The sequence below is a fragment of the Methylibium rhizosphaerae genome (assembly GCF_006386545.1).
In the GTDB taxonomy this organism is placed as follows: domain Bacteria; phylum Pseudomonadota; class Gammaproteobacteria; order Burkholderiales; family Burkholderiaceae_C; genus Pseudorivibacter; species Pseudorivibacter rhizosphaerae.
On the sequence record NZ_SWAR01000031.1, the window covers coordinates 50,168 to 71,618 of the forward strand.

Annotated in this window: 17 protein-coding genes and 1 other RNA gene; 6 read left to right on the top strand and 12 right to left on the bottom strand. The window is 67.0% G+C overall.

All coding sequences use genetic code 11. From position 1 onward, the window contains the following. The first annotated feature begins 1 nt into the window (after position 1). A complete protein-coding gene (locus E8D38_RS20265; protein ID WP_140634930.1) occupies positions 2–2,254 on the top strand; it encodes a putative bifunctional diguanylate cyclase/phosphodiesterase in 2,253 nt (750 codons plus the stop codon). A gap of 10 nt (positions 2,255–2,264) precedes the next feature. Then, positions 2,265–4,013: a GGDEF domain-containing protein gene (locus E8D38_RS20270; protein WP_140634932.1), complete on the top strand. Its 1,749-nt coding sequence runs from the start codon at positions 2,265–2,267 to the stop codon at positions 4,011–4,013. A gap of 9 nt (positions 4,014–4,022) precedes the next feature. Here E8D38_RS20270 and rfaD read toward each other — a convergent pair whose 3' ends face one another. From rfaD to gyrA, 12 genes are all read right to left on the bottom strand, one after another. Then, entirely contained in the window at positions 4,023–5,018 is a 996-nt protein-coding gene (rfaD, locus tag E8D38_RS20275) for an ADP-glyceromanno-heptose 6-epimerase (RefSeq protein ID WP_140634934.1), read from the bottom strand. A 91-nt stretch (positions 5,019–5,109) separates the two neighbouring features. Continuing rightward, positions 5,110–6,099 carry a D-glycero-beta-D-manno-heptose-7-phosphate kinase gene (rfaE1, locus tag E8D38_RS20280; protein ID WP_140634936.1) on the bottom strand — a complete coding sequence of 330 codons (990 nt, stop codon included), beginning with the start codon at positions 6,097–6,099 and terminating at the stop codon, positions 5,110–5,112. Further along, the gene (lapB, locus tag E8D38_RS20285; protein WP_140634938.1) at positions 6,042–7,199 is read right to left on the bottom strand and encodes a lipopolysaccharide assembly protein LapB; all 1,158 of its coding nucleotides are present in this window, start codon (positions 7,197–7,199) and stop codon (positions 6,042–6,044) included. The genes rfaE1 and lapB overlap by 58 nt, the downstream gene beginning before the upstream one ends. Further along, complete coding sequence (locus tag E8D38_RS20290) at positions 7,189–7,503, bottom strand: LapA family protein (RefSeq protein ID WP_140634940.1); 315 nt, start codon at positions 7,501–7,503, stop codon at positions 7,189–7,191. Before E8D38_RS20290 ends, lapB begins: the two co-directional genes overlap by 11 nt. A 50-nt stretch (positions 7,504–7,553) precedes the next feature. Further along, the gene (locus tag E8D38_RS20295; RefSeq protein ID WP_140634942.1) at positions 7,554–7,898 is read right to left on the bottom strand and encodes an integration host factor subunit beta; all 345 of its coding nucleotides are present in this window, start codon (positions 7,896–7,898) and stop codon (positions 7,554–7,556) included. Between the two features lie 74 nt (positions 7,899–7,972). Beyond that, positions 7,973–9,691: a 30S ribosomal protein S1 gene (gene rpsA, locus E8D38_RS20300; RefSeq protein ID WP_140634944.1), complete on the bottom strand. Its 1,719-nt coding sequence runs from the start codon at positions 9,689–9,691 to the stop codon at positions 7,973–7,975. A gap of 145 nt (positions 9,692–9,836) precedes the next feature. Beyond that, positions 9,837–11,849, bottom strand: a complete 2,013-nt coding sequence (locus E8D38_RS20305; protein ID WP_140634946.1) for a bifunctional 3-phosphoshikimate 1-carboxyvinyltransferase/cytidylate kinase — start codon at positions 11,847–11,849, stop codon at positions 9,837–9,839. Between the two features lie 39 nt (positions 11,850–11,888). After that, a complete protein-coding gene (locus E8D38_RS20310) occupies positions 11,889–12,773 on the bottom strand; it encodes a prephenate dehydrogenase (RefSeq protein ID WP_140634948.1) in 885 nt (294 codons plus the stop codon). Between the two features lie 18 nt (positions 12,774–12,791). After that, entirely contained in the window at positions 12,792–13,901 is a 1,110-nt protein-coding gene (gene pheA / locus E8D38_RS20315) for a prephenate dehydratase (protein WP_140634950.1), read from the bottom strand. Then, on the bottom strand, positions 13,894–14,985 hold the full coding sequence (gene serC, locus E8D38_RS20320) for a 3-phosphoserine/phosphohydroxythreonine transaminase (protein WP_140634952.1): 1,092 nt from the start codon (positions 14,983–14,985) through the stop codon (positions 13,894–13,896). Before serC ends, pheA begins: the two co-directional genes overlap by 8 nt. 66 nt (positions 14,986–15,051) lie before the next feature. Continuing rightward, a complete protein-coding gene (locus tag E8D38_RS20325; protein WP_140634954.1) occupies positions 15,052–15,630 on the bottom strand; it encodes a DUF2059 domain-containing protein in 579 nt (192 codons plus the stop codon). Continuing rightward, the gene (gyrA, locus tag E8D38_RS20330; protein ID WP_140634956.1) at positions 15,630–18,266 is read right to left on the bottom strand and encodes a DNA gyrase subunit A; all 2,637 of its coding nucleotides are present in this window, start codon (positions 18,264–18,266) and stop codon (positions 15,630–15,632) included. The genes E8D38_RS20325 and gyrA overlap by 1 nt, the downstream gene beginning before the upstream one ends. 297 nt (positions 18,267–18,563) lie before the next feature. Between gyrA and ompA the strand changes: the two genes are divergently transcribed. The 4 genes from ompA to ssrA all read left to right on the top strand — a co-directional run bounded on the left by ompA (position 18,564) and on the right by ssrA (position 21,150). Then, positions 18,564–19,241 (top strand): outer membrane protein OmpA, encoded by a 678-nt coding sequence (gene ompA / locus E8D38_RS20335; protein ID WP_140634967.1) that lies wholly within the window; start codon positions 18,564–18,566, stop codon positions 19,239–19,241. Positions 19,242–19,352: 111 nt separating this feature from the next. Continuing rightward, the gene (ubiG, locus tag E8D38_RS20340; protein WP_140634958.1) at positions 19,353–20,066 is read left to right on the top strand and encodes a bifunctional 2-polyprenyl-6-hydroxyphenol methylase/3-demethylubiquinol 3-O-methyltransferase UbiG; all 714 of its coding nucleotides are present in this window, start codon (positions 19,353–19,355) and stop codon (positions 20,064–20,066) included. After that, entirely contained in the window at positions 20,063–20,728 is a 666-nt protein-coding gene (gene gph / locus E8D38_RS20345) for a phosphoglycolate phosphatase (RefSeq protein WP_140634961.1), read from the top strand. Before ubiG ends, gph begins: the two co-directional genes overlap by 4 nt. A 62-nt stretch (positions 20,729–20,790) precedes the next feature. Next, positions 20,791–21,150: a transfer-messenger RNA gene (gene ssrA, locus E8D38_RS20350) on the top strand. Positions 21,151–21,451 lie beyond the last annotated feature (301 nt).

Here is a 21,451-nt window from a genome sequence, read left to right on the forward strand (position 1 = left end):
AATGAATGCCTCGCAGTCGTTCGCCGATGAAGACCCGCTGTTGTCGCCGCGGGTGCTGCTGGTCGACGACGACGAAGTCAACCTGCTGCTGACTTCCATCGCGCTGCGCGAGCGAGGGTTTTCCATCACCGAGGCGCCCAGCGGCGAGCGGGCCCTGCAGCTGCTGGCCGACTGGCTGCCCGACGTCATCGTGCTCGACGCCATGATGCCCGGCATGGACGGGTTCGAGACCTGCCGCGAGCTGCGCCAGCTGCCGGGTTTCGAGTCGCTGCCGGTGCTCATGCTCACCGGGCTGGACGACGATGCCTCCATCACCCGGGCCTATGAAGCCGGCGCGACCGACTTCTTCGTGAAGTCCACGCAGTGGAGCCTGCTGGCCGGCCGGCTGCGCTACCTGCTGCGCTCGGCGCGCACCCGCCAGGAGCTCGAACGCAGCAAGGCCAAGCTGGCGCGCGCCCAGGACCTCGCCCGCATGGGCAGCTTCGACTGGCGGCGCACGCAAGGCGGGCTGAATCTTTCGGTCGAGGGCCTGCGCGTGTTCGGGCTCGGGCCGGGCGACAAGCTGGGCTTCCGCGAACTCAGCCGCATGGTGCCGGAGGACGACCGCAACGGCTTCATGACCATCCTGCACGAGGTCGTGAAGCACAGCACCGTGCTGTGCACCGACATCCCGGTCACGCTGCTCGACGGCCGCCAGCGCATCGTGCACGTCGAGGCGGAGCCCGAATTCAACGAGCAGGGCGGCCTGTCCGGCTACACCGGCATCGTGCAGGACGTGACCGACCGCCGCATCGCCGAAGACAAGATCAAGCACCTGGCCAACTTCGACGCACTGACCGGCCTGCCCAACCGCCGCCAGCTCATCTGGCGCGCTGAGCGCGCCCTCGAACATGCGAAGCGGCTGAACCACCAGGTCGGCCTGCTGCTGATCGACCTCGACCGCTTCAAGATCATCAACGACACGCTGGGCCACGGCGCCGGCGACGAGCTGCTGATGGAAGTGGCGCGCCGCCTGCGCTCCTGCGTACGCCATTCCGACCAGGTCATCGAGAGCTCGCTCGAGTCCACGGGCTCGCGCTCCCACCGCACGCTCGAAGCCGTGGGCCGGCTGGGCGGCGACGAGTTCGTGGCGCTGCTGCCCGAAGTGGCCGACGAGCGTGACGCCGAACGGGTGGCGCTGCGCATCCTCGACGTGATGCGCGAGCCCATTTTCGTGGGCGGCCAGGAATGCTTCGTCACCGCCAGCGTGGGCATCGCGCTGTTCCCTCGCGACGGCATGAGTGTGGCCGACCTGCTGCGCAACTCCGACGTGGCCATGTACTCGGTCAAGTCTCAGGGCCGCAACGCTGCCACGCTGTACCGCCCGCACCTGGCCGGCAAGGGCCGCGAGAAGCTCGAGCTCGAAAGCGCGCTGCACAAGGCGCTGGAGCGCGACGAGCTGGTGCTGCACTACCAGCCGAAGGTCGACGTGCGTTCGGCCCGCATGGTGGGTGCCGAGGCGCTGATGCGCTGGCAGCGCAACGGCGTGCTGGTGCCGCCGGGCGACTTCATCCCGCTGGCCGAGGAAACCGGCCTCATCACGCCGATGAGCGAATGGGCCATCCGCGAGGCGGCGCGCCAGGCCAAGATCTGGCAGCAGAGCATCGGCTTCGACGCGTCCATCGCCGTCAACCTGCCCAGCCGCCTGTTCGAGCGCACCGACCTCGTCGAGCACATCCACCATGCCGTGGGCGCCTACGGCGTGCCGCACCGTTCCATCGAGCTCGAGATCACCGAAACAGGCCTGATGAAGGACCTGCAGAACGTGATCCCGTCGCTGCACCGGCTCAACGAGATCGGCGTGGAGATCTCGATCGACGACTTCGGCACCGGCTATTCGTCGCTCGCCTACCTGACTGCGCTGCCGATCAGCGAGCTCAAGATCGACCGTTCCTTCGTGCGCGACCTGGGCGTCACGCTGCAGAGCTCGGCGGTGGTCACCGCCATCATCGCGCTGAGCCGCTCGCTCGGCCTGCGCGTGGTGGCCGAAGGCGTGGAGAACCTGCGCCAGATGGAAGTGCTCAATCGCCTGGGTTGCACCGTGATGCAGGGCTTCCTGTTCAGCAAGGCCCTGCCGCCCGACGAACTCGAGGAATGGCTCCGGCAGACGGTGCTGCCTCGCAAGGCACCCTGGATCGGCAAGGCCGGCGACGGCGATGCCGATCTCCTGCACGTGGCCTCCTCACGCGGCGCACGCAATTCCCCCGTCAGCTGAAGTCCTGTTTATGAACGCCCCCACACGCGCCGCGCCGACGCGTGCCGCTGAACTGTCCCCTGCCGAACTGGCCAAGGCCGCCTTGCGGCGCCTGGTGATGGAGCGGCAGGAGCCCACGCCCGAGAACTACCAGCGTGCCTATCGGGCAGAAGCCGGTGAGGAGTCCGTGGCGGAGGAGCGCCCGGCCGCCGCCGGTGACGACGCCGGCGTGCAGGCCCATGCCTGGGCCGCGCTCATCGAGCGGGTGGTGCGCGGCGTGGAGCGCGGCGGCCGCAACTGGACGGCCGCGCGCAAGAAGGACAGCCTGCAGCGCGTGCTCGCCGGCAGCCGCAGCGACCCGGCCAAGCTGCAGCAGCGGCTGCAGCAGCTCATCGGCAGCTGGGACACCGACACCGCCGACGACCGCTCGCTCGAAACCTCGCCCAGCGCACCGGCGCCGATGTCGGCCACCGACTTCGGCGCGCTGCTGGAGACCCCGGCGGCCGGCGCGGCGCCGCCTGCCGCCGAGGCCCCGCCGCTGACGACGATCTCACTCGAGCCGCAGGTCGACGTGGGCGCTTGGTCGCGCATCGTGCAGGACCTGGGCGCCACGGTGCAGTGCGCGCTGCCCACGACCGAAGTGCGCGGCCGCGAGGCGGCCGACGTGCTGCGGGCGCTGACCGACAAGCTGAAGCCGCCCGGCGCTGCCCATGCGGCCCTGGCCAGCGAAGTGGCCGAGGCCTGTGCGCAGGCGCAGCGGGTGCTGCAGCATCGGCACCACCTCGTCGCCCAGCTCGGCGTGCTCTGCTACGAGCTGACCGAAGGCCTGACCGACCTCGCCGAGGACGACTCATGGGTGCGTGGCCAGTGCGATGCGATGCGCACGCAGCTCGGCGACGGCCTCACCGCGCGCAGCGTGCGCTCGGTGGGCGACCTGCTGCATGGCACGCGCATGCGGCAGCAGCAGCTGCGCATCGAGCGGGCGCAGGCGCGCGAGGCGCTCAAGCTGTCGATCAACCGCATGCTGCAGGAGATTGCCGAGCTGGGCACGCACACCGGGCGCTTCCAGGACAGCGTTGTGCGCTATGCCGACGTGATCGAGAGCGCCGATTCGCTGGAGAGCCTGGCCGGCGTGGTGCGCGAGATGGTCGAGGAAACCCGCACGGTGCACGGCGTGGTGAGCCAGACGCAGGAGCGCCTGCAGGCCGAACACACCATGGCCGAGCAGATGTCCGAACGCGTGCGCCAGCTCGAGGCCGAGCTCAAGCGCCTGTCCGACGAGGTGTCGACCGACCAGCTCACCCAGGTGGCCAACCGGCGCGGCATGCTGCAGGCCTTCGAGGTGGAGCGTTCACGCGTCGAGCGCGCCGGCAGCGACGGCTCGGGCAGCCTGGCGGTGGGCCTGATCGACGTGGACGACTTCAAGAAGCTCAACGACCAGTTCGGCCACACGACCGGCGACGAGGCGTTGAAATTCCTGGCGCAGCGGGTGAAGCAGGCGCTGCGGCCCAGCGACACGCTGGCGCGTTATGGCGGCGAGGAGTTCGTGGTGCTGCTGCCCGACACGCCGGTCACCGAAGCGCAGCAGGTGCTCACCCGGCTGCAGCGGGCCTTGTCGGCCGAGCTCTTCATGCACGAGAACAAGCAGACCTTCGTGACCTTCTCGGCCGGGGTCACGGTGTTTCGCCTGGGTGAGCGGGTCGAGGAGACGCTCGACCGCGCCGACGAAGCGCTCTACGAAGCCAAGCGCACCGGCAAGAACCGCACGTGCATCGCCTGAGGCGCTGCCTCAGGCCGGCTGCTGTGCGAGCCACTCCACGTATCGCCTGACGCCCGTCGCCACGTCGGCGAACGCGTGCTCGCAGCCGGCACTGCGCAGCGCGGTGAGGTCGGCCTGGGTGTGGCACTGGTACTTGCCGACCAGCGCTTCCGGGAAGGGGATGTAGCCCACCAGTCCCTGCTGGACCTGCTGGTCGAGTGACAGCGGCGCCTCGCCCTTGAGCGCGCGGCAGGCGTTCACCGTGGCATGCGCCACGTCGTTGAAAGGCTGCGCCTTGCCGCTGCCCAGGTTGAAGATGCCGCGCGCGGTAGGGTGCTCGAAGAACCAGAGGTTCACCGCCACCACGTCGTCGACGAACACGAAATCGCGCTGCTGCTGGCCGGGGCCGTAGCCGCCGTATTCGCCGAACAGCTTGACCTGCCCGTTCTCGCGGAACTGGTTGAAGTGGTGGAAGGCCACCGAGGCCATGCGGCCCTTGTGCTGCTCGCGCGGGCCGTAGACGTTGAAGTAGCGAAAGCCCGCCACCTGCACCGGCGACACCGCCAGGTGGCGGCGCACCACCTGGTCGAACAGCAGCTTCGAATAGCCGTAGACGTTGAGCGGATGCTCGAAGGCAGGCTCCTCGCGGAAGGTGGAGCTTGCGCCATAGGTGGCCGCCGACGACGCGTACAGCAGCCGAGTGCCCTGGGCCATGCAGGCGTCCAGCAGGTCCTTCGAGCAGCGGTAGTTGGTGTCGAGCATGTAGCGCCCGTTGTGCTCCATGGTGTCGGAGCAGGCACCTTCGTGGAACACCGCGTCGACCTTGCCGAATTCGCCGCGGGCGAAGCGGGCGTAGAAGTCGGTCTTGTCGAAGTAGTCGGAAATGCGCGCGCCCAGCAGGTTCTTGAACTTGGGGCCCTGGGTCAGGTTGTCGACGGCGATGACGTCGTCGATGCCCAGCTTGTTGAGTCCCTGGACGATGTTGGCGCCGATAAAACCGGCCGCTCCGGTGACGACTACACGCATGGGTTTCTCCGGCCGGTTTCAGAGGAGGCTAACTTGCGAAAGCAAGTTATGCCGGAACTAAAACCGGCCGCTCCGGTGACGACTACACGGGTCATGCGAACAACTCCTCGTAGCTGACGGTGGCCGTGCCGAACTTGCCGACCACGATGCCGCCGGCGCGGTTGGCATGCGCCACCGCTTCACGCAGCGGCAAGCCGCAGGCCAGCATGGCCGCCAGCGTGGCGATGACGGTATCGCCGGCGCCGGTCACGTCGAAGACTTCGCGCGCCTGGGCCGGCACGTGGAATTCGCCGGCCGCATCGAACAGCGACATGCCCTCTTCCGAACGGGTGAGCAGCAGGGCTTCGAGGCCAAGCTGCCGGCGCAGCGCGTGGGCGCGTTCGTGCAGCACGGCCTCGCTCGACCAGGCGCCGATCACCTGCGCCAGCTCGGCGCGGTTGGGCGTGATCACGGTGGCCCCGGCGTAGCGGGAATAGTCGCTGCCCTTCGGGTCCACCAGCACCGGCTTGCCGGCCGCACGGGCGAGCTCGATCATGCGCGGGATGTGGGTGAGGCCGCCCTTGCCGTAGTCGGAGAACAGCACCGCGTCGTGCTCGGGCAGGGCCCGTTCGTAGTCGGCCAGCATCTGCGCCAGCACTTCATGGTCGGGCGTGTTCTCGAAATCGACGCGTATGAGCTGCTGCGAGCGGCCGATCACCCGCAGCTTCACGATGGTGTAGAGCTGCGGATCGCTGCCCAGCAGCGTGGCCACGCCGTCGCGCTCGAGCAGGCTCTTGAGCTTGCGGGCGGGTTCGTCGTCGCCCACCACGGTGAGCAGCGTGGCCTGGGCGCCCAGGGTCTTGGCGTTGAGCGCCACGTTGGCAGCGCCGCCCAGGCGCTCCTCTTCGCGGTTGACGCGCACCACCGGCACCGGCGCCTCGGGCGAGATGCGGTCCACCGCGCCGAACCAGTAGCGGTCGAGCATGGCATCGCCGACCACGAGCACGCGCGCCTGGGCCAGGCGTTCTTTCGGAATGGGTTGGTTCACTGGTCCTCCAGCCGGTGCGGCGGGTAGCTGTCCCAGCTCAGGCAGCCTGGGCATTGCCAGAAATAGTGCTGGCCTTCGAAGCCGCAGGCGGCGCAGCGGTAGCGCTGCAGAGGCTTGGCGGCCGTGCCGATGGCCTGGCGCAGGTTTTCGATCTCGGCTGCGCTGAACGGCCGCTCGCTGGTCATGCGCTCCTGCAGCAGCCCGAGCGCCGCGGTCAGCGTCGGCTGGCTGCGCAGATGGGAGACCAGGCGCTCGCGGCGCGCCAGCGGGTCGGTCTCGAGCCGCGTCAGCGCCTGCAGCACGTCGACCGAAGGCGCACGTGCGTACAGGCTCTTCAGGCGTTCGAGCGCACGTGCCTGCTGGTCGCAGGCCACGGCGCTGGCGGCATAGTCGCCGGCCACCAGCGAAAACGCCGCCGGGTTGATGGCCATCAGCTCGCTCCAGGCTTCGAGCGCGGCGTCGTGCCGCCCCTGGCGGGCCAGACGCTGGCCGGCCAGCACCAGCGGGCGGGCGGCCTGGGGTGCTGCTTCACGGGCGCGGTTCAGCGCGGCCTGAGCTTCGTCGGGCTGGTGGCGCGCATCCGCTTCCAGGGCCAGCTCGCACCAGTAGTTGGCAACACGCGCGGCAAACGAACCGGCGCCGGTGCTTTCGAGCTGGCGCGCGGTCTCGACGGCCGCACGCCAGTCGCGCGAGCGCTCGTACAGCGTGAGCAGCGACAGGCGTGCATCGGTGCCAAAGGCGGTGCCTTCGAGCGCCTTGAAGGCTTCCTCGGCGCGGTCGAACAGGCCGGCCTTCATGAAGTCCTGGGCCAGCGCGTGCTGGGCGCGTTCGCGCTCGGCGGGGGCGAGGTCCGCGCGGCCCAGCAGGTGCTGGTGCACGCGCACCGCGCGCTCGTATTCGCCGCGGCGGCGAAACAGGTTGCCGAGCGCGAAGTGCAGGTCCGACGTGCCCGGGTCCTGCTGCACCGCCTCGATGAAGGCGTCGATCGCCTTGTCCTGCTGCTCGTTGAGCAGCAGGTTCAGTCCCTTGAAATAAGCCTTCGGCGAGTCGCGCTCGTCGCGCTTCCACTGGCGGAAGTCCAGGCGCGAGGCCAGCCAGCCGAGCGCAAAGGCCACGGGCAGGCCGAGCAGCAGCCACTGCAGGTCAAAGTCCATCGCGGGGCGGGTGTTCCAGGGGGGCGAGGTCGGTGGCGGGCGGCGTCACTGTTTCGCCGGGCACCGGGATGGCAGGGCGATGGTGCTTCTGGGCCTCGCGGCGATGGCGCCACCAGCTGGGCACCATCGCCAGCACGCCGAATGCGCAACCGAGCGCAAACGCCGCCAGCACGATGAAGACCATGGGCGCACGCCACTGGTGGCCGAAGAACCACTGCAGGGCTGCCTCGTGCTGGTTGTTCAGCGCGAAGGCGAAGAGAACGAAAAAGATGGCGGCTCGGAAGAGCCAGGTGAGGGCGCGCATGCCAGCGCGATTCTAGGGTCTGCTGCGGGTGCAGCTCGCCTCGAAGAGGCTCAGAGCCCCGACTTCGGGTCGGTCGTGCGGTCGGCCTCGGGCAGAGGGTCGTCCACGACCGGGATCTGCGCATCGACCGATTCGCGCAGCGCCTTGCCAGGCTTGAAATGAGGCACGAGCTTCTCGGGAATGATCACCTGCTCACCGGAACGCGGGTTGCGGCCCACGCGAGGCGGCCTGCGGTTGATCGAGAAACTGCCGAATCCTCTGATCTCGATGCGGTGCCCACGGGCGAGCGCATCGGACATCGCATCCAGGATGGTCTTGACGGCGAACTCGGTATCGCGGTGCGTCAGCTGGCCAAAACGTTCAGCCAGCAGGGCCACGAGATCGGATCGGGTCATAAATCCTTGGCGATTACTGTGTGTGTGGGAAGAGGGCCAGAAGAAGCGGGGGCCGAAGCCCCCGCTGCACAGCATCAGCTGTTGTTCTGGTTGTCGAGCTTGGCCTTGAGCAGCGCGCCCAGGCTGGTGGTGCCAGCGTTCTCGCGCGTGTTCTCGGCCGACAGGCGCTGCATGGCTTCCTGCTGCTCGGCGCTGTCCTTGGCCTTGACCGACAACTGGATCGAACGCGTCTTGCGGTCGATGTTGATGATCAGGGCGGTGACTTCGTCGCCTTCCTTCAGCACGTTACGGGCGTCTTCCACGCGGTCGCGGGAGATTTCCGAAGCGCGCAGGTAGCCGGTGACTTCGTCGCTCAGCTGGATTTCAGCGCCGCGCGGGTCGACCGACTTGACCTTGCCGGTCACCGTCATGCCACGGTCGTTGACGGCCGTGTAATTGGTGAACGGGTCGGCGTCGAGCTGCTTGATGCCCAGGGAAATGCGCTCGCGCTCCACGTCGATGGCCAGCACGACGGCTTCGACTTCCTGGCCCTTCTTGTAGTTGCGCACCGCGGCTTCGCCCGGCTCGTTCCAGGACAGGTCGGACAGGTGCACCAGGCCGTCGATGCCGGCAGCCAGGCCCACGAACACGCCGAAGTCGGTGATCGACTTGACGGGGCCCTTGAGCTTGTCGCCGCGCTTGTGGTTCTGGGCGAACTCGTCCCAGGGGTTGGGCTTGCACTGCTTCATGCCCAGCGAGATGCGGCGCTTGTCCTCGTCGATCTCGAGCACCATGACTTCGACCTCGTCGCCCAGCGAGACGATCTTGCTGGGGGCGACGTTCTTGTTGGTCCAGTCCATTTCGGAGACGTGCACCAAGCCTTCGATGCCCGGTTCGATCTCAACGAACGCGCCGTAGTCGGCGATGTTGGTGACCTTGCCGAACAGGCGGGTGCCGGTGGGGTAGCGACGCGACACGCCGACCCAGGGGTCGTCGCCCATCTGCTTCAGGCCCAGCGAGACGCGGTTCTTCTCGGCGTCGAACTTGAGGACCTTGGCGGTGAGCTCCTGGCCGACGGTGACCACCTCGCTCGGGTGACGCACGCGGCGCCATGCCATGTCGGTGATGTGCAGCAGGCCGTCGATGCCGCCCAGGTCGACGAACGCACCGTATTCGGTGATGTTCTTGACCACGCCGTTGACGATGGCGCCTTCACGCAGGGTTTCGAGCAGCTTGGCGCGTTCTTCGCCCATGGAGGCTTCGACCACGGCACGGCGCGACAGCACGACGTTGTTGCGCTTGCGGTCGAGCTTGATGACCTTGAACTCCATGGTCTTGCCCTCGAACGGGCTCATGTCCTTGACCGGACGCGTGTCGAGCAGCGAGCCGGGCAGGAAGGCGCGGATGCCATTCACCAGCACGGTGAGGCCGCCCTTGACCTTGCCGGAGACCGTGCCCTGCACGAACTCGCCGGAGTCGAGCGAGCGCTCGAGCGACAGCCACGAGGCCAGGCGCTTGGCCTTGTCGCGCGACAGGATGGTGTCGCCGTAGCCGTTTTCGATGGCGTCGATGGCCACCGACACGTAGTCGCCGACCTGGACTTCGAGTTCGCCTTGGTCGTTCTTGAATTCCTCGACCGGCACGTACGCCTCGCTCTTGAGGCCGGCGTTGACCACCACGAAGTTGTGCTCGACGCGCACCACCTCGGCGGTGATGACTTCGCCGGCGCGCATGTTCGAGCGGTTCAGCGATTCTTCGAACAGGGCGGCAAACGATTCCATGCCTTGCGACGAGGCGACTGCAGACTGTGACATTGAGATTTCCTGGTGCCGGCGGACGCCGGCGGTGATTGCCACGAAGTGGCGGTTGGTTGTCGAAAACCGGCTCCTCAGCGCGCTTGGCTAGCGCAGGTGGGGAAGAGCCGGAACCCGGAGCGGCGCGCGGAAGCGTCTTGTGGACTCAACCGAACGCCTGGCACTCCTGCCACCACTGCAGGACCTGTTCGACCGAGGCTTCGACCGACAGGCCTGAGTTGTCCAGCAGGCGTGCATCTTCGGCGGGCTTCAAGGGGGCGACGCTGCGGGTCTTGTCCCGGGCGTCGCGCGCCTCCAAGTCAGCGCGAAGGTCGGAAATACTAGTGGAAATTCCCTTTGAAATCAACTGCTTATGCCGTCGCTCGGCGCGCTCGGCGGCACTCGCCGTGAGAAAGACCTTGAGGCGGGCCCGGGGAAAGATCACGGTGCCCATGTCGCGGCCGTCGGCCACCAGCCCGGGCAGACGGCGAAAGCCGTGCTGCAGCTCGAAAAGCGAGGCGCGCACGGCGGCGAAGGCGGAGATCTTCGATGCCAGGTTGCCGACAGCCTCTTCCCGCAGGGACTGGGTGACGTCCTCGCCGTCGAGCAGCAGCGTCTGACCTTCGAAGCGCACCGGCAGCTGCCGGGCAAGGGCTGCCAGTCCGGACTCGTCGGTCGCTGCCACCCCCTTGCGCAGGGCCGCCAGGGCGGTGGCCCGGTAGAGCGTTCCGCTGTCGAGGAAGTGGTAGCCCAGCCGGGCAGCCACCTCGCTGGCCAGGGTGCCCTTGCCGGAGGCGGTAGGGCCGTCCACGGTGATGACCGGGATGTCGTCTGCTTCGGCCCGGGACACGCTGAACAGGGTCTCGAAGTAGTCGGGGAAGGTCTTGGCCACGCACTTGGGGTCGAGGATGCGCACCGGGACCCGGGCCCCTGCCAGCGGGTTGAAGGCGGCCAACGCGAAACACATGGCCACGCGGTGGTCGTCGTAGGTATGGATGGCCGCCGGCTGCCAGGCCGCCGGCGGGGTGACCTCGATGGAGTCGGGCCCCTCGGTGACCACGGCCCCCAGCTTGCGCAGCTCGGTGGCCATGGCGGCGATGCGGTCGGTCTCCTTGACCCGCCAGCTGCCGATGTTGGTCAGGCGGGTGGTGCCCTTCGCGTACAGCGCCATCACCGCCAGCGTCATGGCGGCATCGGGAATGTGGTTGCAGTCGAGGTCGACCGCCTTGAGCGGCCAGGCGCCGCGGGACACCTCGACCCAGTTGGGGCCGAAGCTGGCGCGCGCGCCCATGGCGACCGCCGCGTCGACGAAGCGCACGTCGCCCTGGATCGAGCTTTCGCCCATGCCTTCGATGCGGATCGGCGCGTCGCCGGTGGCGGCCAGCGCACCCAGCGCCACGAAATACGACGCCGAAGAGGCGTCGCCTTCGACGTGCACCACGCCCGGCGAGCGCAGCCGGCTGCCGGCCGGGATGACGAAGCGCGACCAGTTCTCGTTGCGCACCAGCACGCCGAAACGCTCGAGCAGGTTGAGGGTGATGGCGATGTAGGGCTGGGAAATCAGCTCGCCGACCACCTCGATTTCGACGTCGCGGCTGGAGGCGGCCAGCGGCAGCGCCTGCAGCAGGCCGGTGAGGAACTGGCTCGACACGTTGCCGCGCACGCGGATCGGGGTGTCCAGCTGCAGCGAATGGGCGGCGCCGTCGCCGAGCAGAAGCGGCGGGAAGCCCTCTTTTGCGAGGCAGGTGATCGGGCAGCCGAGCGGTCGCAGCGCATCGACCAGGTCGCCGATCGGGCGCTCGTGCATGCGCGGCACGCCGCGGATCTGGAAGCGGCCGCCCTGGGTGGCGCTCAGCACGGCGAGTGCCGCGGTGAGCGAGCGCACCGAGGTGCCCGAATTGCCGAGGAAGATGTCCGCCTCGCGAACCTGCAGCCGCGCACCGATGCCGGTGACGGCCACGGCGTCGGCGCGTTCGTCGACGCGGCAGCCCAGCGCGCGCAGTGCATCGAGCATCACGCGGGTGTCGTCGGAGGCGAGCAGGTCGTGGATCTGCGTCGTGCCTTCACTCAGGCCGGCAAGCAGCAGCACGCGGTTGGAGATGCTTTTCGAGCCGGGCAGGCGCACGGTGCCGGCGGCGCCTTGCAGCGGCGGCAGGTCGAGGAAGGCGGTGGAATACATGGGAAAGGCGTGGACCTGCCGGCGACCGTGTCGCCCGCTTCAGCGGTTGGATCCGGGTTTGGTGCTCGTCATCTGCCAGGTGGCGCGAGCCTCCGAGGCGCTGCGGATCAGGTCTTCCAGCGCTTCGGTGTTGCCGGTCTTCATGACGTGCTCGAGTGCGTCGAGCGTGTGCCGGAAGCGCTGCGACTGCTTGAGGATCTCTTCGCGGTTGCTCATGAGGATGTCGCGCCACACCGCCGGATCGCTGGCCGCGATGCGGGTGAAGTCGCGAAAGCCGGGGCCCGCGAGCGAGAGGTAGTCCTTGCCGGCCGGCTGCTTGGCCACCGCCGAGAAGCAGGCGAACGCCAGCAGGTGCGGCAGGTGGCTCACCGCCGCGAACGCCGCGTCGTGGTTCTCGGGGCTCATGCGCAGCACCTGGCAGCCGATGGCAGCCCACACGTCGGTGGCCTTCTGCACCAGCTCCGGATCGGTTTGCGGCAGCGGCGTGAGGATCACCTGGCGGCCGGAATAGAGCAGGGCGTCGGCATGGTCGATGCCGGCGACTTCCTTGCCGGTGATCGGGTGGGCCGGCACGAACGAGCCGACCCGCTCCTTCAGGGAGCGGCGGGCCGCGTCGACCACGTCGCGCTTGGTGGAGCCGACGTCCATGAACAGCACGCCCGGCTCGACCAGGTGGCGTATGGCCTTGAAGGTGGCCTCGCTGGCCGCCACCGGCACGGCCATCAGCACGATGTCGGAGCCCGACACGGCCAGCAGCGCCGATTCGGCGGCGATGTCGATCACGCCCAGCTTCCGGGCCTTTTCGGTGGTGGACGGCGACTTGCTGTAGCCGACCACGCGCTTGACCAGGCCGGCCCGCTTGAGAGCCAGCGCGAACGAGCCTCCCATGAGCCCGCAGCCGATGACGCCGAGTTGGTTGAACATGGTCGAAAGCGCGCGGCGTCAGTGCGTATCGAGCGGATACGTGCCGAGGAGCTTGAAGAAGGAGCACACGTCGCGCAGCTCCTTCAGGGCGGTGGCGACCTGGGGCTGGTCGGGGTGGCCCTGCACGTCGATGTAGAAGTAGTACTCCCACTGGTCGGCGGTGCGGGCAGGCCGCGACTCGAAGCGGGTCATCGAGACGCCGTGTTCCTTCAGCGGCACCAGCATGTCGTGCACCGCGCCCGGGCGGTTGGTCACTGACACCACCAGGCTGGTGCAGTCGTGGCCGGAGGCCTTGGGCTGCGGATGGCGGTCGGGGTGGGTCACGATGACGAAACGGGTGCGGTTGTGCGGGTCGTCCTGGATCGCCGGCGCCAGCGCGTGCAGGCCGAACTCGCTGCCGGCGCGGTCGCTGGCCACGGCCGCGAGGCTCGGGTCCAGCGAAGCAAGACGTGCGCCTTCGGCGTTGCTGGCCACCGGGCGCCGTTCGACGTCGGGCAGGTGGTAGCTCAACCAGCCGTGGCATTGCGCCAGCGCCTGCGGATGGGCGCACACCGCCTTGATGCCCTCGAGCGAGTTTTCGCGGCGCAGCAGGTTGTGGCGCACGAACAGGCTGGTCTCGCCGATGATGAACAGCGGGGTTGTGAGGAAGAGGTCGAGCGACCGCGCCACCACGCCCTCGGTGGAGTTCTCGACCGGCACGACGCCGAAATCGGCCGCACCGGCGGTGGTCATGCGGAACACCTCGTCGATGCTGGCGCACGGCACCTGCACGATCGACGAGCCGAAATAGCCCAGTGCCGCGAGTTCGCTGAAGGTGCCCGCCGGCCCGAGGTAGGCGACCCGCGTGGGTGTTTCGAGGGAGCGGCAGGCCGACATGATCTCGCGCCAGATCGGCGCCACGCTTTCGGTCAGCAGCGGGCCGGGGTTGGCGGCCTTCAGGCCGTCGATCACCTGGGCCTCGCGCTCGGGGCGGAACACCACCGAGCCTTCCTTCTTCTTGAGTTCGCCCACGGCCTTGGCCAGCGAGGCGCGCTTGTTCAGCAGCGCGAGAAGGTCCCGATCGACAGCATCGATCTGCCCGCGCAGGGCCAGCAGATCGGGGGGCGAGGTGTCTTGTGAGTCAGCCATGGCGAGCGGCAAATTCTCGCATGTAGTCCACCAGGGCCTGTACCCCCGAAATCGGCATCGCGTTGTAGATCGAGGCGCGCATGCCGCCCACGCTCTTGTGGCCCTTGAGCTGCAGCAGCCGCCTTTCGCGGGCGCCGGCCAGGAAGGGCTCGTTGAGGGCGTCGTCCGGCAGGAAGAAGGGCACGTTCATGCGCGAGCGGGCTTCGCGGGCCACTCGGTTGACGTAGAAGCCGGAGGTGTCGATGCAGTCGTAGAGCATCTGCGAGCGCTCGATGGCGCGCCGCTCCATTTCAGCCACGCCGCCTTCGCGCTTGATCCACTGGAACACGAGCCCGGCGATGTAGATGCCGTAGGTGGGCGGCGTGTTGTACATCGACTGGTTGTCTGCCACGGTCTTGTAGTCGAAGGCCGAGGGGCAGATCGGCAATGCGTGGCCGAGCAGGTCGTCGCGCACGAACACCAGCGTCACGCCGGCCGGGCCGATGTTCTTCTGGGCGCCGGCGAAGGCCATGCCCACACGCGACCAGTCGATCGTGCGCGAGAGGATGTGCGAGGAGCAGTCGACGACGAGCGGCGCATCGCAGCCGAGCGCCTTGAGGTCGGGCAGGGTCTGGAATTCGACCCCGTGGATGGTCTCGTTGCTGCAGACGTGCACATAGGCAAGACCGCTGCGCAGCTTCCAGGCCTGCGGTGCCGGCATGCTGGTGTGGCGGTCTGCCTCGTTGCTGGCGGCCACCTGGGTGTCGCAGTAGCGGCCGGCCTCCTTGTGCGACTTCTGCGACCACGAGCCGGTGACCACGAAGTCGACCTTGCCGCCGCGCGACAGGTTCATCGGCGCAATGGCGTTTTCGCCCAGCCCGCCGCCCTGCATGAAGAGGATGCGGAAGTTGGCCGGCACCGCCAGCAGCTCCCGCACGTCGGCTTCGGCGCGCTCGTAGATCGAGGTGAACTCGCGCCCGCGATGGCTCATTTCCATCACGCTCATGCCGCTGCCGTGCCAGTCGAGCATTTCGGCGGCTGCCTGCTCCAGCACCGGCTGGGGCAGGGCGGCCGGGCCGGCCGAGAAGTTGTAGGCCCGTGTCATCTCACTCACCTTCACTCACGTCCAAAAGGAGGTGCCCGCGCTCCGGGAGAGCGGCTGCGCGGGCGGTCAGTTCTTGGTCTTGGGCGCCGGCTTGGGCGACGCGGCGGGCGCCGAACCCGCCGCGGCCGGCACGCCCAGCTGCTTCCTGATCGACTGTTCGAGGCTCTTCAGCTTGGGCTCGACGGCCGGCTTGGTGTCGGCCACCAGCTTCTGCGCCAGACCGCTCTGCATTTCAGGGCCCAGCTGCTGGTACTTCTTGTTGACCGGAGATTCAAACCAGGCGAGCAGCTGCTTCAGCTCGTCTTCGGTGAACTTCTCCTCGAGCGTCGCGCCGATGGTGGCGGCACTCAGCTTCACGGCACGGTCGCGCAGCAGTGCGTCGGTCTCGTCGTAGAACTTCTTGACGTCGGCCTGGATGGCCTTGCCAACCTCTTCGCGCTTGCTGGCAGGCACCTGCTGCAGGCCGGCGATGGAGGCGTCCATCACGCGGCCCGCGGTGTCGCGGGCAATGTCGCGGGCGAGCGCCTCGATGCCCGGCTGCTGCTGCACCAGGATCTTCTGCACCAGTTCCTTCTTGCTCTGCGCATGGGCGGGCACCACCACCGTGACGGCGGCCAGGGCCGCCGCACACCACAACTTCTTCATCAAGCGTTCTCCTCACCGGGCGCTGTTGCTTCCCCGGTGTCGGTATTGCCGTCCCCCGCATCGTTCTCGACGATGCGCTGCAAACCACTGAGCTGTGAACCTTCGTCGAGCGCGATGAGCGTGACACCCTGCGTTGCGCGGCCCAGCTCGCGGATCTCGGAGACCCGCGTGCGCACCAGCACTCCCTTGTCGGTGATCAGCATGATCTCGTCGTCCGGCCGCACCAGCGTGGCGGCCACGACCTTGCCGTTGCGCTCGCTCTGCTGGATGGCGATCATGCCCTTCGTGCCCCGGCCGTGGCGCGTGTATTCCACGATGGAGGTGCGCTTGCCGTAGCCGTTTTCGGTGGCGGTGAGCACGCTCTGGGTTTCGTCTTCGGCCACCAGCATGGCGATCACGCTCTGGCCGGGCTCGAGCATCATGCCGCGCACGCCGCGTGTGTCGCGGCCCATCGGCCGCACGTCGTCTTCGTCGAAGCGCACCGCCTTGCCGCCGTCGGAGAACAGCATCACGTCATGCTTGCCGTCGGTGAGCGCCGCGCCGATGAGGTAGTCGTCCTCGTCGAGCTTGACCGCGATGATGCCGGCCTTGCGCGGATTGGAGAATTCGTCGAGCGCCGTCTTCTTGACGGTGCCCTGCGCGGTGGCCATGAACACGTAGTGGTCGGCCGGGAAGCTGCGGAACTCGCCGGTCAGCGGCAGCACGACGTTGATCTTCTCCTCGGCCTGCAGCGGGAACATGTTGACGATGGGCTTGCCGCGCGAGTTGCGCGAACCCTGCGGCACCTCCCACACCTTGAGCCAGTACACACGCCCGCGATTGCTGAAGCACAGGATGTAGTCGTGCGTGTTGGCAATGAAGAGCTGGTCGATCCAGTCGTCTTCCTTCGTGGCCGTGGCCTGCTTCCCGCGCCCACCGCGCCGCTGCGCGCGGTACTCGGCCAGCGGTTGGCTCTTGATGTATCCGCTGTGGCTGAGCGTCACCACCATGTCGGCCGGGGTGATGAGGTCTTCGGTGCCCAGCTCCTGAGCGTTGTGCTCGATCACGCTGCGGCGTGCGCCGAGCTTGGTCTGGCCGAACTCCTGCTTCAGGGCGACGAGTTCTTCGCTGATGATGAAGGTGACGCGCTCCGGCTTGGCGAGGATGTCCAGCAGATCGGCGATCTGTGACATCACGTCCTTGTATTCGCTGAAGACCTTGTCCTGCTCCAGGCCGGTGAGGCGTTGCAGGCGCATCTGCAGGATTTCCTGCGCCTGGTCGTCGGACAGGCGATACAGGCCGTCGGGCTGCATGCCGTAGTGGGCGGGCAGGCCTTCCGGGCGGAAGGCTTCGCGGCCTCCGGGGGTGTCGGCTTCAGCGCGCGCGAGCATCTCGCGCACCAGCGACGAGTCCCAGCTGCGCGACATCAGCTCGGTCTTGGCCACCGGGGGCGTCGGCGAGTTCTTGATGATCGAGATGAACTCATCGATGTTGGCCAGCGCAACCGCCTGACCCTCGAGCACGTGACCGCGCTCGCGTGCCTTGCGCAGCTCGAACACCGTGCGACGCGTCACGACCTCGCGTCGATGCTCGAGGAAGATCTCCAGCAGGTCCTTCAGGTTGCACAGCTTCGGCTGACCGTCGATCAGCGCGACCATGTTGATGCCGAAGGTGTCCTGCAGCTGCGTCTGCTTGTAGAGGTTGTTGAGCACCACCTCGGGCACTTCGCCGCGCTTGAGCTCGATCACCACGCGCATGCCGGACTTGTCGGACTCGTCCTGGATGTGGCTGATGCCTTCGATCTTCTTTTCGTTGACGAGCTCCGCGATCCGCTCCAGCAGGTTCTTCTTGTTCACCTGGTAGGGGATCTCGTCGACGATGATGGCCTGGCGCTCGCCCTTGCCGATGTCTTCGAAGTGGCACTTGGCGCGCATCACCACCTTGCCGCGGCCCGTGCGATAGCCCTCGCGCACGCCGTTCAGGCCGTAGATGATCCCTGCGGTCGGGAAGTCCGGCGCCGGAATGATCTCCATCAGCTCGTCGATGGAGGCCTCGCCGTTCTTCAGCAGGTGCAGGCAGGCGTCCACCACCTCGTTGAGGTTGTGCGGCGGGATGTTGGTGGCCATGCCCACCGCGATGCCGGCCGAGCCGTTGACCAGCAGGTTGGGCAGCCGGGTGGGCAGCACCAGCGGCTCCTTTTCGGAGCCGTCGTAGTTCGGGCCGAAATCGACGGTTTCCTTGTCGATGTCGGCCAGCATTTCGTGGGCGATCTTGGCGAGACGGATTTCCGTGTAGCGCATCGCCGCGGCGTTGTCGCCATCCACCGAGCCGAAGTTGCCCTGCCCGTCGATCAGCATGTGGCGCAGCGAGAAGTCCTGAGCCATGCGCACGATGGTGTCGTACACCGCCGTATCACCGTGCGGGTGGTACTTACCGATCACGTCGCCGACGATACGGGCCGACTTCTTGTAGGCACGGTTCCAGTCGTTGTTCAGCACGTGCATCGCAAAGAGCACGCGCCGATGCACCGGCTTCAGGCCGTCGCGTGCATCCGGGAGCGCCCGCCCGACGATCACGCTCATCGCGTAATCGAGATACGAACGGCGCATCTCCTCTTCGAGGCTGATGGGAAGAGTTTCCTTGGCGAACTGGGTCATGCTGGGGTGCGCGTCGGCGCCTGAATCGGCAGGGCGTTCTGCAACCGGATGTGTGCAGAGCGAAGCAAGCGGCGATTCTAATTGGCGGCCGCTGTAGCGATGAAGCAACAAGTAGCAAGGCGTCTGCCAGCCCAACTGCCAAAAAGTTGTCCATCAGGACCCGTATGGCACAATGAATTTGTCGGTCCTGAAAGCCCGTGAAACCACGGGTTTTTTGTGTTTTCGTCCGTCCGATTTCGCTCTGCACCTTTGGACGTCTTAAGCAGCCCCGGCTGCGGCTTTCTTGAGAGGAGAATCATGAAGAAACTCAACAAGGTGGCGATGCTGTTTGCTTCTGCCGCGCTTGCTGCCTCGGCTTCCACCGCTTTCGCTCAGTCGGTGGACAACTGGCGTAACGTCGACAACAACGTGTGGAAGAACGGCACCAACGAGCTCTGCTGGCGCGATGCCAACTGGACTCCCGCCACCGGTGTTCAGGGTTGCGATGGCGTGCCCAAGCCCGTCGCCGCAGCTCCTGCGCCCGCACCTGCTCCTGCTCCCACGCCCGCTCCGGCCCCCGCCCCCGCCGCTGCTGCTCCTGCGCCTGCGCCGGCTGCTGCCCCGGTGGCGCCGACCAGCGAGAAGGTCACCTTCGCTGCTGATGCGTTCTTTGATTTCAACAAGGACACGCTCAAGCCGGAAGGCCGCGCCAAGCTGGACGATCTGGTCAGCAAGATGTCGGGCATCAACCTCGAAGTCATCATCGCGGTCGGCCACACCGACTCGGTGGGTGGCGACGCCTACAACCAGAAGCTGTCGGTCAAGCGTGCTGACGCCGTCAAGAACTACCTGACGAGCAAGGGCGTCGAGAAGAACCGCGTCTACACCGAAGGCAAGGGCGAGAAGCAGCCCGTCGCCGACAACAAGACCGACGAAGGCCGCTCCAAGAACCGCCGTGTCGAAATCGAAGTGGTGGGCACGCGCACCCGTCGCTGATCAGAGCTACGCTCGCTCTCTCGAAACCCCGCCTCGGCGGGGTTTTTGTTTTTTGGCTTGCCGGCGCGCCGCCTCGCGGAGCACGCCTCATCCATCAGCTACCATGTTTTGATGTCCAGTACCGCAAACGCAAACGTCGACCCCGCCGAACTCGCCAAGTTCAGTGAACTGGCGCATCGCTGGTGGGACCCGAACAGCGAGTTTCGGCCGCTGCACCAGATCAACCCGCTGCGCCTTGACTGGATCGACCAGCAAGCTGGTTTGGCCGGCAAGACTGTGGTGGATATCGGGTGTGGCGGTGGCATCCTGTCCGACTCGATGGCGCGCCGCGGCGCAAATGTGCTGGGCATCGACCTCGCCGGCAAATCGCTCAAGGTCGCACAGCTGCATGCCATGGAAGCGATGACCACGGGTGTCGAGTACCGCGAGATTTCGGCCGAAGCATTGGCGGCCGAACGGCCGGGGCAATTCGACGTGCTGACATGCATGGAGATGCTCGAGCATGTGCCGCAACCCGCCTCCACCATTGATGCCTGTGCGCGCCTGGTGAAGCCGGGCGGCTGGCTGTTCTTTTCGACGCTCAACCGCAATCCGAAGTCCTTCCTGTTCGCCATCCTGGGGGCTGAGTACGTGCTGAAGCTGCTTCCCAGGGGAACGCATGAATACGCGCGGTTCATCCGTCCCAGCGAGCTGGCGAGTGCTTGCCGCCAGGCCGGGCTCGACGTCGTGAGCATGCGGGGTATGGAATACAACCCCTTCACTCAGCGCTACTGGCTGTCGGCCGACACCAGCGTCAACTACCTCTTGGCGTGCCGCAAACCATGACGATGCGTTGGCGAGTGCAAGCGGTGTTGTTCGACCTCGACGGCACCCTGGCGGACACTGCTCCCGATCTGGGCGGTGCCCTCAATCGCATGCGGCAGCGCCGAGGCCTGGATCCTCTGCCCATTGAGGTGCTGCGACCGCTCGCATCTGCCGGCGCCAGAGGGATGCTGCAGGCCGGCTTGCAGGTGAAGCCCGGGGACGGGGCCTTTGAAGCCTTGCGTGACGAATTTCTCGACGAGTACGAGCGCGCGCTGGATGTGGACTCCTGCCTGTTTGACGGAGTGTCACAACTGCTGCAAGAGCTCGAACGCCGGGGCCTGCGGTGGGGCGTCGTGACCAACAAGGCAGAACGCTTCACGCTGCCGGTGCTGAGGGGCCTGTCTCTGGCACAGCGCGCTTCGGTGGTCATCGCCGGTGACACCACGCCGCATGCAAAGCCCCACCCGGAGCCCCTGCTGGAAGCCTGCCGCCGCCTGGCGCTGCCCCCGGCGCAGGCGGTCTACGTGGGGGACGATCTTCGCGACATGCAGGCCGCCCGTGCCGCCGGCATGCCGTCCATTGCGGCGGGCTACGGCTACCTCGGCGAGGACTCCGACGTGACCCAATGGGAAGCAGACGCCGTGATCCACGAGCCGGGCGCATTGCTCGAACTGATCGAATGATCGATGCCGGCCTTGCAATCTCGGCCGGGGCCCCAAGGTTAGCGAACTACAATCCCGAACAAGGGGCCGACCTGGTTTCGACGTGGGTGCGGAATCAGCGCGGTGCATGCCGAGCACCAGTACGCTCGTAAATCCACTGGAACAAAGTAACTGCGAACGACGAACGTTTCGCCCTCGCCGCTTAAACACCGGTGAGCCTCGCAACAGTTGGCCGATGGGCTGGGCGCGCAAGCGCTGCGAGGTCATTCACATCGGCTGGTTCTGAGTTTGGTCACGCAGCGCAGAACGAGATCTAGTGACTGGCGTCGTTGGTAGCGTGCTCCTGCGCGACCGCGGCGTGAGAATCAAATCAGCGAGCTAAGCATGTAGATCTGCCTGAGGATGGCTTGCGGACGGGGGTTCAATTCCCCCCGGCTCCACCATTTGACCGCCCCGGACTTCCGCAAAAGTTCCGGGGCATCCGAAACCGCCAAGCACGCACGCGCTTGGCGGTTTTTGTTTGCACGTTCGTTCGTGCACGATCGACGCAGCGGCGGGCTGACTTGCCTGCCGAGTTTTTTCGGCGAACCACTAAACCGCAGGCCGAAGTCCTCGATAGCGTGCCCAAGAGGCGGAGCCGCGCTCCGCGACGGGACAGCTTTCAAGAAAAGAGGACACCATGGTCGCATTCGTCAGTGGCGCCAGCCAGGGCCTGAGCCTGAGTTCGCTGGCCACGCTGGGGCA

Bases quoted from the DNA above. Each gene is read 5' to 3' on its own strand.
- E8D38_RS20265 (WP_140634930.1), top strand. From the start codon at position 2: ATGAATGCCTCGCAGTCGTTCGCCGATGAAGACCCGCTGTTGTCGCCG.
- E8D38_RS20270 (WP_140634932.1), top strand. From the start codon at position 2,265: ATGAACGCCCCCACACGCGCCGCGCCGACGCGTGCCGCTGAACTGTCC.
- rfaD (WP_140634934.1), bottom strand. From the start codon at position 5,018: ATGCGTGTAGTCGTCACCGGAGCGGCCGGTTTTATCGGCGCCAACATC.
- rfaE1 (WP_140634936.1), bottom strand. From the start codon at position 6,099: ATGCCCAGGCTGCCTGAGCTGGGACAGCTACCCGCCGCACCGGCTGGA.
- lapB (WP_140634938.1), bottom strand. From the start codon at position 7,199: ATGGACTTTGACCTGCAGTGGCTGCTGCTCGGCCTGCCCGTGGCCTTT.
- E8D38_RS20290 (WP_140634940.1), bottom strand. From the start codon at position 7,503: ATGCGCGCCCTCACCTGGCTCTTCCGAGCCGCCATCTTTTTCGTTCTC.
- E8D38_RS20295 (WP_140634942.1), bottom strand. From the start codon at position 7,898: ATGACCCGATCCGATCTCGTGGCCCTGCTGGCTGAACGTTTTGGCCAG.
- rpsA (WP_140634944.1), bottom strand. From the start codon at position 9,691: ATGTCACAGTCTGCAGTCGCCTCGTCGCAAGGCATGGAATCGTTTGCC.
- E8D38_RS20305 (WP_140634946.1), bottom strand. From the start codon at position 11,849: ATGTATTCCACCGCCTTCCTCGACCTGCCGCCGCTGCAAGGCGCCGCC.
- E8D38_RS20310 (WP_140634948.1), bottom strand. From the start codon at position 12,773: ATGTTCAACCAACTCGGCGTCATCGGCTGCGGGCTCATGGGAGGCTCG.
- pheA (WP_140634950.1), bottom strand. From the start codon at position 13,901: ATGGCTGACTCACAAGACACCTCGCCCCCCGATCTGCTGGCCCTGCGC.
- serC (WP_140634952.1), bottom strand. From the start codon at position 14,985: ATGACACGGGCCTACAACTTCTCGGCCGGCCCGGCCGCCCTGCCCCAG.
- E8D38_RS20325 (WP_140634954.1), bottom strand. From the start codon at position 15,630: ATGAAGAAGTTGTGGTGTGCGGCGGCCCTGGCCGCCGTCACGGTGGTG.
- gyrA (WP_140634956.1), bottom strand. From the start codon at position 18,266: ATGACCCAGTTCGCCAAGGAAACTCTTCCCATCAGCCTCGAAGAGGAG.
- ompA (WP_140634967.1), top strand. From the start codon at position 18,564: ATGAAGAAACTCAACAAGGTGGCGATGCTGTTTGCTTCTGCCGCGCTT.
- ubiG (WP_140634958.1), top strand. From the start codon at position 19,353: ATGTCCAGTACCGCAAACGCAAACGTCGACCCCGCCGAACTCGCCAAG.
- gph (WP_140634961.1), top strand. From the start codon at position 20,063: ATGACGATGCGTTGGCGAGTGCAAGCGGTGTTGTTCGACCTCGACGGC.